Origin of the sequence: Planotetraspora phitsanulokensis, assembly GCF_016863295.1 — a bacterium.
In the GTDB taxonomy this organism is placed as follows: Bacteria; Actinomycetota; Actinomycetes; order Streptosporangiales; family Streptosporangiaceae; genus Planotetraspora; species Planotetraspora phitsanulokensis.
On sequence record NZ_BOOP01000023.1, the window covers coordinates 174,271 to 187,191 of the forward strand.

Consider the following 12,921-nt stretch of genomic DNA (forward strand, 5'->3'; position numbering starts at 1 on the left):
ATCAGCTCCTGGAGACGGAGGTGAGCCCGGCGCGGCGGGCGCGCTCCACGACCAGTCCGATGACCTCGCCCACCCGCTCCACGTCGGCCATGGTCGAGGTGTGGCCGAGGGAGAAGCGCAACGATCCGCGGGCGCGGGCGCCGTCCTGTCCCATCGCCAGCAGCACGTGGGACGGCTGCGCCACACCGGCCGAGCAGGCGGACCCGGTCGAACACTCCACTCCCCTGGCGTCGAGGAGCATCAGCAGCGCGTCGCCCTCGCAGCCGGGGAAGGAGAAGTGGGCGTTGCCCGGCAGGCGCTCGGTGGGATGGCCGTTCACGATGACGTCGGGGACGGCCTCACGCACCCTGCTGATCAGGTCGTCACGCAGGATGGACAGCCGGTCGGCGGTGTCGGCCCTGCGGTCGACCGCCGAGCGCACCGCGGCCGCGAACCCCGCGATGGCGGGCGCGTCGAGCGTGCCGGATCGGACGTCGCGCTCCTGACCGCCGCCGTGGAGCACCGGCACCGGATCGACCCCGCGCGCGAGCAGCAGGGCGCCGACGCCGATGGGACCGCCCACCTTGTGCCCGGAGACCGTCATCGCGTCGACGCCCGACTCCGCGAACGACACGGGCAGCTGGGCGACCGCCTGCACGGCGTCGGTGTGGAACGGGATGCCGTGCTCGTGCGCGATCGCGGCAAGCTCCTTGATCGGCTGGACGGTTCCCACCTCGTTGTTGGCCCACATCACGCTCACCAGGGCGACGTCCGCGGGGTCGCGTTCGATGGCGGCGCGGAGCGTGTCGGGGTGCACGCGCCCGTGCTCGTCGACCTCGAGGAGTTCGACGGTCGCACCGTGGTTGTCGGCCAGCCAGTGGGCGGGGTCGAGCGCCGCGTGGTGTTCCACCGCGCTGATGAGGATCCTCGGCCGCTTCCTGGCCCAGAACAACCCCTTGATCGCCAGGTTGTCCGCCTCGGTTCCGCCCGCGGTGAAGACGACCTCGCTCGGCCGGGCCCCCAGCGCGCTCGCGATCGTCTCCCTGGACTCCTCCACGACCCGGCGGGTGCGCCGGCCGGTCGCGTGGAGGGATGAGGCGTTGCCCACCTGTCCCAGCTGCGCGGTCATGGCCTCGATGGCCTCGGGAAGCATCGGGGTGGTCGAGGCATGGTCCAGATACGCAGTTCCCACAGCCCCTCCAGATTCCTTACCTCAGCCAACCAAGCGTATCCGGCATGAGGAGACGCTCCATCCTCGAATTGGCTACTTAACCGTCCAGACGGTACAGTAACTGCCATGAGGAGGGACGAGCTACTCGACGCGGCGGAGTGCCTGCTGGAGGACCAGGGGTCCCAGGGGCTCACGCTGGCCGCCGTGGCCGAGCGCGCCGGCGTCAGCAAGGGCGGTCTCCTCTACCACTTCGCGCACAAGGAAGCCCTGATCAAAGCCATGATCGAACGCCTCATCGGCGAGTTCGACGCGATGATCGAGGCCCAGCGCGAGACCACGTACACGCGCGCCTATCTGAAGGCGACCTTCGAGGCCATCGAGACCGGCAGGCTGAGACGCTGGGCCGTGGTGACGGGAGCGGCGGGCGATCCCGAGCTCCTCGCTCCCCTGCGAGAGGCGATGGCCCGCTGGCATCGGCACGGCTTGGACGACGAGCCCGACCCGCGGACGTCCCAGATCGTACGGCTGGCGTGCGAGGGCGTCTGGGAGGTCGCCACCCACTGTCCGGCGATCGTCGACTACGCCGCGGTGCGGCAGGGGCTGCTCGCCCTGCTCTGATTCCCCCCAGTTCTTGGTGGTCGCCCCTTCCGGCAATACGGCCGGTCGGGGCGACCGGCTTCTGTCTGCCCGCTTAATCCGACTCGGAAACCCTGAAAGGAACCCGTGATGACCCGCGCCCTGAGGACGGCCCGCAACGGTGCCGTTCTCACGTTCGTCCTGGCCGGCCTAATGTGCGGAACGTTCACCGTGCGCCTCCCCGCGCTGGCGGAAAGGCTCCAGTTACCGGAGTCCGCCGTCGGCGTCGCCCTGCTCGCCTGGGGCGTCGGCGCACTGCTGAGCATGCAGGCGATGCGGGTGATCATGGCGAAGGCCGGCAGTCGCGCGGTCCTCAGGATCGCGGCCCCCCTCTGCGCGGTCTCGCTGGTGCTCGTCGCCTTCGCCCCCACCTTCCCGCTCATGGTGCTGGCCACCGCGGTCTTCGGCATGACCTTCGGCGCGGTGGACGTCGCCATGAACGCGCAGGGCTCGGCGGTCGAGCAGGCCTACGGCCACTCGCTGATGAGCGGCATGCACGCGGGCTGGTGCGTGGGCGCGATCTCGGCAGGGCTCGTCGGCACCGTCGCCATCGCGGCCGACCTGTCGCTCACCGCCCACCTGACGGTGATCGGGCTGATCTCCCTGCCCGTCGTGGCAGTTCTGGGCCGCACCTACGTGCCGGACCCGGTCGCCGAGCCCGAGCCGGGACACGCCCGGAAGAGGCTGCCCGGCGTGATCTATCTCCTCGGCGCGATCACGTTCGGCGCGTTCATGATCGAGGGCATCGTGGCCGACTGGAACGGGCTCTATCTCCTGGACACGCTCGGCGCCCCGGAGGCGGTCGCCGCGCTCGGCTACCCGGCGTTCGAGCTGGGCATGCTGCTCGGCCGGCTCTCCGGAGACCGGCTCCGCGGCAAGTACGGCGCACGCGGGCTGATCCTGTTCTCCGGCGGCGCGACGGCGACCACGTTCCTGCTCGTCATCGCCGCCCCGTCCGCCCTCACCGCCGTGAGCGCCATGATCTTCGTCGGCCTGGCCGTGGCGACGATCTCGCCGATGGCCCTGTCCCTCGCGGGCACGGCGACGGCGAACCCCGGTCCGGCGATCGCCCAGGCGGGCGCGATGGGCTACGCGGGCCTGCTGCTCGGCCCGGTCGTGATCGGCGGGCTGTCCTCCATGACCTCGTTGCGGACCGCCATGGCGACCGCGGTCGTGCTCGGCGTGTTCGTGGCCGGCGCCGCCCGGTTCCTGCCGAAGCCGCTCCCGGTCGTCGTCGAGTCGGAGACGCTGCTCGAACTGGAGGAGGAGGAGTTGCCGCTGGCCGCCTGACGGTGACATTTGTCCTGGAGGGCGGCATGGCGGCCGGAGCCCTGCTCACGGAAAAGGGAGCGGCGCCGCACGACATGTGCGGCGCCGCTCCCTTTCGCGCGGTTCCTACGTGCTGCCTACTTGCGCTTCTCGATCTCTTCGGTCAACTGGGGGACGACCTGGAAGAGGTCGCCCACGACGCCGAAGTCGGCGATCTCGAAGATCGGGGCCTCGGAGTCCTTGTTGATCACGACGATGGTCTTCGACGTCTGCATGCCCGCCCGGTGCTGGATGGCGCCGGAGATGCCGGCCGCGATGTACAGCTGCGGCGACACGGTCTTGCCCGTCTGCCCGACCTGGAACTGGTGCGGATACCAGCCCGCGTCGGTGGCGGCGCGGGACGCGCCGACCGCCGCGCCGAGCGAGTCGGCCAGCTTCTCGATGATCGCGAAGTTCTCACCGGAGCCGACGCCGCGGCCGCCGGAGACCACGATCGCGGCCTCGGTGAGCTCGGGACGGGCGCCCCTCTCCTGCTTGACGCGCTCGACGACCTTCGCCGCACGGGCGGAGTCCGACAGGGCGATCTCGACCTTCTCCTCGGCGCCCGCGCCGGCCTCGGCGACGGGAGCGGTGGAGTTCGGGCGGACCGCCACGATCGGCGTCCCCTTGGTCACGCGGCTGCGCACGTTGACGCCGCCACCGAAGATCGACTGGTCGGCGACGAAGCCCTCGCTCAGGCCCACCGCGTCGGTGATCACACCGGAGTCGGTCTTGATGGCCAGGCGGCCCGCGATCTCCTTGCCCTCGGCCGTGGCGGCGACGAGCACCGCGGCCGGCGAGGCGTCGGACACGAGCTTGGCCAGCAACTCGGCCTTCGGCGCCACGACGTGGTCGACGATCTCCTCGCTCGACGCGACGTAGATCTTGGCCGCGCCGTACTCGGCGAGCTTGGCCTTCGCGGCGTCCGTGTACCCGGGGCCGGCCCAGACGGCTGACGGCTCGCCCAGCGACCGCGCCAGGGTCAGCAGTTCGAGGGTGACCTTCTTGACGTCACCGTCGGCGTGCTCGACGAGCACCAGAATCTCACTCATCTCGGGGCCCCTCAGACGAACTTCTTCGACGCGAGGAACTCGGCGGCCTTCACGCCGCCGTCGCCCTCGTCCTTGACCACGGTGCCCGCCGCGCGGGGCGGCGCGGCCGCGAATTCCACGACCTCGCTCCACGCGCTCGCCAGGCCGACCTGCTCGGCCGAGATCTCCGCGTCGCCGACGGCGAGCGTCTCGACCGGCTTCTTCTTGGCGGCCATGATGCCCTTGAAGGACGGGTACCGCGGCTCGTTGATCTTCTCGACCACGGACACGACGGCGGGCAGCGACGCCTCAACCCTGTCGAAGCCGTAGTCGGTCACCCGCTGGATCGTGATCGCCGATCCGTTCACCTCGACCTTGTTGGCGAGGGTCAGCTGGGGCGCGCCCAGCCGCTCGGCCAACATCGCGGCGAGCACGCCGGTGCGGGCGTCGGTCGACTCCGAGCCCAGGATCACCAGGTCGAAGCCGATCTTCTTGAGCGTCTCCGCCAGTGCGTAGGAGGTGGACAGGGCGTCCGAGCCGTGCAGCGCGTCGTCGCTGAGGTGGACGGCCTTGTCGGCGCCCATCGCGAGCGCCTTGCGGATGGTCTCGGTGGCCTTGGCCGGGCCCATGGTAAGGACGGTCACCTCACCCCCGTGAGCCTCCTTGAGCCGCAGCGCCTCCTCGACCGCGTACTCGTCGAGCTCGTTGACGACGCCGTCGGCGGCGTCGCGGTCGAGCGTCTTGTCATCGGACCTCAGCTTGCGCTCGGTCGCCGTGTCGGGGACCTGCTTCACGCAGACGACGATGTTCATGGCCGGTGGCCGACCTCCCCTTTCCGTACGGCTGACGCCGCGGTTTATCGGACGCGCCCGTGGGGGTACGCGCACGTCTTGCAAGACTGCCAGGAGCTCGTAAGGCTGATGACAGTGGGTGTCCCGGAGTCCTCCCTGGCCCCCAGGCGCCATGTTACCCGTGGGTAGCTTGGTCGCAAACTTCCGGCCACGGGCGACGTGACCGTGCTCATACCCGGAAGTCCGCTCCCGCCACGATACCGAACTTTATTCCAGAACCTGCAGCCGCCCCGGCCGGTCGGCCGGTGAGCCGTCAGCTGGCGACGACGAGGGCGATCAGCAGGAACAGGACGGTGCCGACGGCGAGCAGCAGCGTCGTCGTGCTGAAGAGGCTGCTCAGCAGGGCCCAGACGGCCACGGCGCCGACGCCGCCGATGACGTCGACGAGCACGCGGGAACGCGACCGCGCGAGCAACCCCATCGCCGCGTCGGCCACGACGAAGATGCCGTACAGCACGAGCAGCAGGAGAGAGACCTCGGGCAGGTACTGCCGTGCCGCGGCGGCGAACAGCCCGACGACCAGGCTCGATCCGATCATCCAGCGCCGGTGCAGCTTCTGGCGGTGCCGGGCACGCGCGTCGTCGACCGACCGCTTCTTGGCGGTGGGTCGCCATTCCTGGGTCCGCGCCTCGCTGATCCCGCCGCCGGCGGCGGTCACGTCGGCGTCCCGGTAGTCGAGCGGGTGCCGTCCACGCGGCGGGACCGGCTCGGCGTATCCCTCGGCGTATCCGTTGAAGGGCGGAAGCTCGCCCGAGTACAGCGGGCCGGGCTGGGCGGACCGCCTGCCCGCGCCACGCGGCTCGGCGGGCTCGGCCACCGCGGGCGCGGCCACCCCGAGACGTGCGGCCAGTTGCGTCGCGTCCGGCCGCGCGGCCGGATCGGTCCGCAGGCACTCCGCGAGCAGGGGACCGAGCCAGGAGGGGACGCCGGACAGGTCCGGCTCGCGGTGGACGACCCGGTAGGCGACCGCCGCCGCCGGTCCCGTCCCGTACGGCTGCCGCCCCGCCGCGGCGAACGCCAGGGTCGCGGCCCAGGCGAAGACGTCGGCCTCCGGACCGGCGTCGCGGCCTTCCAGCACCTCCGGAGCCAGGTAGCCGGGCGTGCCGACCACGGCGCCCGACGCCGTGACGGAGGCGGACTCGAGCGCGCAGGCGATCCCGAAGTCGATCACATACGGCTCTCCGTCGGAGATGATCACGTTGGCCGGCTTCAGATCCCGGTGGACGACCCCGGCGGCGTGGATCGACCCGAGTGCCTCCGACAGCCCGCGCGCGAGCCGTACGAGATCGTCGCCCCGGACGGGGCCGTCGGACGCGATCACCGTGCTGAGCGGGCGGCCCTGCACGTATCGGGTGACGATGTAGGGCCGTGCCCCGGTCAGCGAGGCGTCGAGGACCTCGGCGATGTGGGGTCCGCGCACCCGGCGCATCGTCTCGACCTCGCGGGCGAGCCGGGTGAGGGCGAAGGCGTCGGAGGCCACATGGGGGTGGAGCACCTTGACCGCGACGGTGTGGCCCCCCGCGTCGAGGGCCAGGTGCACCTCGCCGAATCCGCCGGACCCCAGCAGGGAGAGCAGACGATAGGAGCCGAGGTCTTCCTGCGAACTCATCCCGCTCCCTTCGCGCCGGTGCGTCCCGTCAGCCGGCCCGTTCAGTTCCAGAAGCTCAGGAACCCGACCCCGAGCCGGTCCAGGAAGTCGCCGACGAGACCGCCCACGAGGTTGCCGACGGTCTCCCTCCCCTGTTGCCGCAGGCTCGCGATGACCACCGACGGTGCCCGCCACGGCGCCCAGGAGGCGGTCGCGGACATCGCCGTCAGCACGGCGAAGAACGCCAGTGCGCCCACCGCGATCGTGATGACCATGGCGGCGCCCGGGCTGCGGATGGCGGAGCTCAGCGTCCGCGCGACGGCCTTGCGCGGCGCGCCGCCTCCGGGCAGGAGGAACAACCCGGCCACGAAGGCTGCGGCGGCGTACGCGGCCGACCTGTCGGTGCTGAGATCCCCGAGGTAGAAGAGGCCGCCCCACACGCACACGCCGAACATCGCGGCGAGCGGCACCTGGACCAGGGTCGCGAGCGCGGCCTTGATCAACGCCCACGGGGCGCCGGCCACGGCGATGAGAGGGTCCGCGCCGCTGCTGCCCCGGATGGAGCGTCGCTCCATGATGCCGTCGAGCAGGTAGTGCACCACGCGCAGGCACACCGACAGGCCGACGGCCACCAGGGCCATGGTCACCGGGAGCAGACAGGTCAGGGCCACCAGCGCGACGAGCAGGGAGGCCGAGATGAGCGGATGGCTGCCCTTGTACGGAGTCTTCTGCTGGTCCCCCGCCTGCCGGCCCTGCGCGGGGGCGGCCTGACCGGGCGGCGCGACGTTCGTGCGCGGGTCGGGATATCCGGCCACTCGCTGGTCGGGATGCGGCGGCGGCGCCTGAGCGGCCGGAGGCGGGTAGGCGGCCGGCTGGTACGGCGCGGGCTGGTAGGGCGGCGGCTGGGCCGGCGTCCCGTAGCCCGGCTGGGCCTGGCCGTACCCCTGCGGCTGCGGCGCGAACGCCGCCTGGCCCGCCGCGGGCGGCTCGCGGCGCGGGCGCTCCCGCTTGACGTAGTTCACCGGGGGGAGCAGATCGGAGTAGCTGTCGTCGGTGACGTCCGCGCCCTGCCGCCGGTCCGGGCGTCCCGGCCAGGTGACGTCGTCGTCGAGGACCCTCGTCCCGTCCGTGACGCGCCCGCTGTCCACCGTCGCGCCGAGCACTCTGGTGCCGCCGTCCTGCGCGTTCTCGTGCAGCACGGTCACGGAGGGATCGAGCGTCTGGGTGAGCCTCAGCAGCGACCCGGCGGAGGGGCGGGTGCCGACCTCCGTGGCCAGCGCGAGCCTGAGCCAGGCACGCAACCATCCCGGCGCCTGGTCGATGTTCGCCTTGCCCTCGAGGATACGGAAGCAGACCGCCTCGAACGTGCCCGTGCCGAACGGCGCCTTGCCGGTCGCCGCGAAGAACACCGTGGCCGCCAGAGCGTGCACGTCGGCGGCCTGGGTGATCTCCGAGTCGCGGATGATCTCGGGGGCCAGGTATCCGGGGGTGCCGACGAACATCCCCGTCTGGGTGAGCCGGGTGGCGTTGACCAGATGCGCGATGCCGAAGTCGATGACGAGCGGCTCCCCGCCGACGAGCATCACGTTCGCGGGCTTCAGATCACGATGGATGACGTCGGCGGCGTGAATCGAGGTGAGCGCCTCGCACAGCCCGCGGGCGAGACGGATGATCTCCCCGTCCGGCAGCGGCCCGTCCTCCTGCACGGTCTGCTCCAGCGTCCGGCCGGGCGCATACCTGGTCACGATGTACGGCAGGGCGCCGGTCAGGTCGGCGTCGAGGACCTCCGCCACCCGCCTGCTCCGGACGCGCCGCATGGTCTCGACCTCGCGGGTGAGACGGTCGCGCGCCTTGAGGTCCGAGGCCACGTGGGGATGCAGGACCTTGACGGCCACCTCGCGGCCCTCGGCGTCCAGCCCGAGGTGGACGACTCCCATGCCGCCCTCGCCGAGCTGGCGTAACAGCCGGTAGGGGCCGATCCGTTCCGGAGCCTCAGTAGCCGACATGTCGTCCCCCGTCACCGATACCCCGTCCCGTGAAGCTCCGTCAGGCGTTGCTGCACTGATTGAACGTCGACCGAACCCCACAAGTCCCCTGCTATTGGTCTACCCGTGAAGCTGGTGAGCGCGACCAGCCCCACCAGGGTCGCGAGGACGCCGGCCCCCCAGGCCAGCTTCACCGCGGCCGCGCCGCCCGGCACCAGCGATGCGAGCATGCGCCGCATCTGCCGGCCGGGCGCCTGCACCCCCGGCCCCGCGCAGACGATCAGCAAGCCTACGGCGACCCCCCAGCTCACCGCGGCGGAAACGGTCATCGATCGCGCCAGGAGTGCGAGCAGCACCGTCACGAACGTCCCCGGCACCGCGGCGAGCGGCACGAGCAGGGCCGTGACGGCGATCGACTTGATCAGCGCGGCCGGCTCCGCCAGCACGCGGACCACGTCCGCCGCCGCCGCGCCCGCCGGCCTCTTCCTGCTCAGACGCGGCTGCGCGAGGTCGGCGGCCCTCAGCAGGACGACCGCGGGCAGGGCGACCAGGCACACCCGCATCGGCGCGATCACCGCCAGGCCCGTCATGGCGATCAGCAGCATCGTGCCGGCCACGCCGTACACCTTGGACTGCCGCAGCGCCATGCCGCCCGTCATCGGGGCGGCCTGGGCGGACGGCGCCGTGTTGGCCGCGTTCGCCGCGTTCGCCACGCCTGCCATGCCCGGCGCGGCTGCCATTCCCGCTGTTCCCGGCGCGCCCATGGCCGGGGACGCCACATGCGGCGCCGCCCGGTACGGAGGGACCCCGTGCGGTGGGGGCGTGTCGCGCGGGGGGACGCGTACGGTCGGCAGGAACGGCGCCGGATGCGGCTGCTGCACCCTCGGCGTCTGCTCGTAGGTACTCGGCGGGGTGACCCCGGGGGCCTGCTCGTAGAAGGCCTGGCTGGGCATGGCCGACTCGCGGAGCTCCTCCGAGGTGACCCTCCTGGTGGGGATGTCACCCTCCGCCGGAGGCCTGCCCGACGGGCCGGTCCCCCATCCGGGCCGGCCGGGGTCGGCGGGACGGCCGGCCGTCCCGGTCGGGATGCCCGCCTTGCGCAGGTCCTCCCCCGTCACCCGGACGGTGGGGAACGGGTCGCCGCCGTGCTGGGCGGGACCGTCGTCGAGAAGCGACACGAACTCCCCGGCGGGCGCGCCGGACGCCGCCGGAGCGGGCCTCGCGTACCCAGGCTGCACGGCAGCACCGGCAGGGCCGGAGGCGCCCGGCGGCAGGGAGGCGCCGGTCCTGTCCCACCGGGCCGCCTCGTCGACCTCCGCGACGGTGGAGATCTCGTCGGGCGGGGTGTACTGGGAGCGGCGCGGCGTCAGACGATCGATCCACTGGAGCAGTTCGGCCGCCGCGGGGCGCTTCGCGGGGTCCCGGTGGAAGGCGGCCCTCAGCACGGGACGGAGCAGGTCGGGCGCGGCGTCGACGTTCGCCTTGCCGGACGTGATGTTGAAGAAGATCATCTCCAGCGTGCCCTTGCCGAACGGCGGCTGGCCCGTCGCGGCGTACAGCAGCGTGCCGGCCCAGGCGTGCACGTCGACCTCGGACCCGCCCTCCTGGCCTTCGATGATCTCGGGCGCCAGGTATCCCGGGGTGCCGATGAACATCCCGGTCTGCGTCAGCCGGGTGGCGTCGACAGCCTGGGCGATGCCGAAGTCGATCAGCACCGGCTCCTCGTCGAGCATGAGCACGTTGCCGGGCTTCAGGTCACGATGGATCACTCCGGCGGCGTGCACGGCGACGAGCGCCTCGGCCACGCCCCGGGCCACCTTGAGCAGGACGTCGAGCGAGAAGGCGCCGTCCTGTTTGACCATCTCGTCGATGGCGCGGCCGGGCACGTAACGGGTGACGATGTACGGCCGCCGCCCGGTCACGTCGGCGTCGACGACCTCGGCGATGTGCGAGCCGCGGACCCTGCGCATGGTCTCGACCTCGCGCGACAGCCGCCTGCGCGCGACGTCGTCGCCGGCCACCTCGGGGCGCAGGACCTTGACCGCCACCTGCCTGCCGCGGGCGTCGAGGGCGAGGTGAACCACACCCATGCCGCCCTCTCCGAGCCGCTTCAGCAGCCGGTATGGGCCCAGTCGGTCGTCCTGATTCATGGCCTAAGCACCATACCGACTAAAACACCGTCCATGAGTGAACCATCGCGCCACATTCCTAGTAAGCACAACGCCACAGAATGGTAAGTGGTTTCCCCCGAACGGTCACAGTGTGAGGGCGACGACCTCCGCACCGGTCGCCTCGACCAGGGCCTCACCGGAAAGCCCCAGCTTGGAACGGCGAACGCCACTCCCGATCACCACAAATGAACGACGAGTCACATTTTCGTCAACGAGGACGGGCCAGTCGGCGGGCAGCCCCACGGGGGTGATGCCTCCGTACTCCATCCCGGTGATCGCCACGGCGTCCGCCTGTGGGGCGAACGACGCCTTGCGGGCGTCCAGGTGCCTGCGGACGACCCCGTTCACGTCGGCACGATCGGTCGCCAGCACCATGACGGCGGCGTAGCGGGTCTCGCCGCCCCGCTTGGCCGCCACGATCACGCAGTTGGCCGAGTCCTCCAGGGCGACGCCGTACCGCTCGCAGAACGCGGCCGTGTCCGCCAACTCCGCGTCGATCTCCGCCACCGTGAGACCGGCGCCGGACAACGGGAAGCCGGGTTGCGAGATCGCCTTGGCCACCGGGTCCGCGACGAGGTCGAGCCTGTCGGCGGCGGGAGTCCAGTCGAGCTGCATCTCAGCCCTCCTTCAACACGCGCTGGTGCAGTTGCGTGACCACCTTACGGGCGGAGTCGAGGGCCCCGGCCTGCCAGGCGATGAGGTGGGTGAGCCAGTCCCCGGCGAAGTAGACCCGGCCCGCGGGCTCCTGGAGCAGCGTGAACTCCGCGCCGTAGGAGGGCCACCCGACCCACGCGCCCTCGATGTGGGGCTGCTTGCGCCATGCGATGGAGACGCTGCTCAGGAGCTCGGTCCGGTACTTGTCGCCGTGGACGCGAATACCCTGCTGGATCGCCCGGCGTTCGCGGTCCGCGTGTTTCATCGCCGCGTAGGAGTCGGCATCGGCGTTGAGGTTGTAGTAGCCGACCACCAGACCCTGGACGCCGTTGAATCCGTACGACGGATACCAGATGTGCGAGATGTCCATGTCGGTCTCGGTGATGCCACCGTAGATGCGCTCGTCGGTCTCCCACCATCTACGGCGGTACTCGAGCCCGATCTTGCCCGCGGAGAGCGGCGTCGGGGTCCGCAGGGCGGCCACGACCCGGGCGTCGAGGTTGCCGGAGGTCCTGGCGAGAATGTGAGGCGGCATGGCCGCGACGCAGTAGTCCGCCTTGACCGACCCGCCGCCGTGGACCACCTCGACGCCGTCGGGCAGGTTCGTGATCTTCGTGACCTGCGTCGACGTCTGGATGCGGTCCCTGCCCACCGCGTCGGCGAGCTTGTTCGCGAGGCTGTCCATCCCGCCCACGGGCTGGAACATGGGCATCGCCTGGTCGTAGTCGAAGGGGAAGGCGACCGTGCGGCCGAGGCCGTAGCGCAGCACCTCGGACATCGGCGGTAGTGGCCCCGGGCTCGTTCCGGCGTCGACGCCCGGGTCCGTCCGGTAGCCCCTGCGGGAGGTCCCCCGGTAGACGCCATCGTCGGAGAGGCCGCCGAACTCCGACACGAAGTCGAGCAACACCTCCCGGTCCGCCGACGTCACCATCTTGTCGAGCGTCCCCGCGTTCGTGGCCTTGGCCAGCAGCTCGCTCATGTACCCGTAGGTGTCGGCGCGTGCCATCCGGGTCCGGACGGGGGCCTTCATGCCGCTGTTGAAGGTGTAGCCGTTGGGATTGTCGTTGACGAACACCTCGACGGGGACGCCCAGCTCACGGCAGTAGTCGAGGGTGAGCATCCACTGGGCGATGCGCGCGGGCCCGGCGTTGAAGTAGACACCTTCGCCGAACCTGGCCTCCTGCGTCTCCCCGCCCAGCTCGGTGATCTTGTCGCCGCCCCTGATGGTGAAGCTGCGCCCGCCGACCCGGTCGCGCGCCTCCAGCACCGTGCAGTCGTAGCCGGCCTTGCCGAGCTCGTAGGCGGTCGCGAGGCCCGCGATCCCCGCGCCGAGGATCACGACCTTGGCGGCCGCCTTGCCGCGTAACGCGAAGTCGGACCGTTGCGGCGGGGCGTAGTCGTCCTCGTGGCGGTCGGGCGCCAGGCCGAGGGCGCCCATGGCCGCGTACATGGCTCCTGCCCCGCCCGCGACGCCGAGCCCCACCAGCAGGGCCCGCCGTGAGATCGTCCCCTCGCTCATGCGCGGACCCCGGAACGTCCCCGCCGGC

Annotated in this window: 10 protein-coding genes; 2 read left to right on the forward strand and 8 right to left on the reverse strand. The window is 71.5% G+C overall.

The annotated features are described in order from the left end of the window. Position 1: 1 nt before the first annotated feature. The gene (locus tag Pph01_RS25750) at positions 2–1,171 is read right to left on the reverse strand and encodes a cysteine desulfurase family protein (RefSeq protein ID WP_204075722.1); all 1,170 of its coding nucleotides are present in this window, start codon (positions 1,169–1,171) and stop codon (positions 2–4) included. Between the two features lie 105 nt (positions 1,172–1,276). Between Pph01_RS25750 and Pph01_RS25755 the strand changes: the two genes are divergently transcribed. Then, a complete protein-coding gene (locus tag Pph01_RS25755) occupies positions 1,277–1,768 on the forward strand; it encodes a TetR/AcrR family transcriptional regulator (RefSeq protein WP_204075723.1) in 492 nt (163 codons plus the stop codon). 108 nt (positions 1,769–1,876) lie between these two features. Beyond that, positions 1,877–3,076: an MFS transporter gene (locus Pph01_RS25760; RefSeq protein ID WP_204075724.1), complete on the forward strand. Its 1,200-nt coding sequence runs from the start codon at positions 1,877–1,879 to the stop codon at positions 3,074–3,076. A 116-nt stretch (positions 3,077–3,192) separates the two neighbouring features. Here Pph01_RS25760 and Pph01_RS25765 read toward each other — a convergent pair whose 3' ends face one another. The 7 genes from Pph01_RS25765 to Pph01_RS25795 form a co-directional block, all read right to left on the reverse strand. After that, positions 3,193–4,146, reverse strand: coding sequence for an electron transfer flavoprotein subunit alpha/FixB family protein (locus tag Pph01_RS25765; RefSeq protein WP_204075725.1), 954 nt, complete (start codon positions 4,144–4,146; stop codon positions 3,193–3,195). 11 nt (positions 4,147–4,157) lie between these two features. Beyond that, entirely contained in the window at positions 4,158–4,937 is a 780-nt protein-coding gene (locus Pph01_RS25770; RefSeq protein ID WP_204075726.1) for an electron transfer flavoprotein subunit beta/FixA family protein, read from the reverse strand. A 292-nt stretch (positions 4,938–5,229) separates the two neighbouring features. Continuing rightward, positions 5,230–6,585, reverse strand: a complete 1,356-nt coding sequence (locus Pph01_RS25775; RefSeq protein ID WP_204075727.1) for a serine/threonine-protein kinase — start codon at positions 6,583–6,585, stop codon at positions 5,230–5,232. 41 nt (positions 6,586–6,626) lie between these two features. Beyond that, positions 6,627–8,570, reverse strand: coding sequence for a serine/threonine-protein kinase (locus tag Pph01_RS25780; protein WP_239117009.1), 1,944 nt, complete (start codon positions 8,568–8,570; stop codon positions 6,627–6,629). Positions 8,571–8,581: 11 nt separating this feature from the next. Next, on the reverse strand, positions 8,582–10,699 hold the full coding sequence (locus Pph01_RS25785; protein ID WP_204075729.1) for a serine/threonine-protein kinase: 2,118 nt from the start codon (positions 10,697–10,699) through the stop codon (positions 8,582–8,584). Between the two features lie 105 nt (positions 10,700–10,804). Then, positions 10,805–11,335, reverse strand: coding sequence for a YbaK/EbsC family protein (locus Pph01_RS25790; RefSeq protein WP_204075730.1), 531 nt, complete (start codon positions 11,333–11,335; stop codon positions 10,805–10,807). 1 nt (position 11,336) lies between these two features. Beyond that, entirely contained in the window at positions 11,337–12,893 is a 1,557-nt protein-coding gene (locus Pph01_RS25795) for a flavin monoamine oxidase family protein (protein ID WP_204075731.1), read from the reverse strand. Positions 12,894–12,921 lie beyond the last annotated feature (28 nt).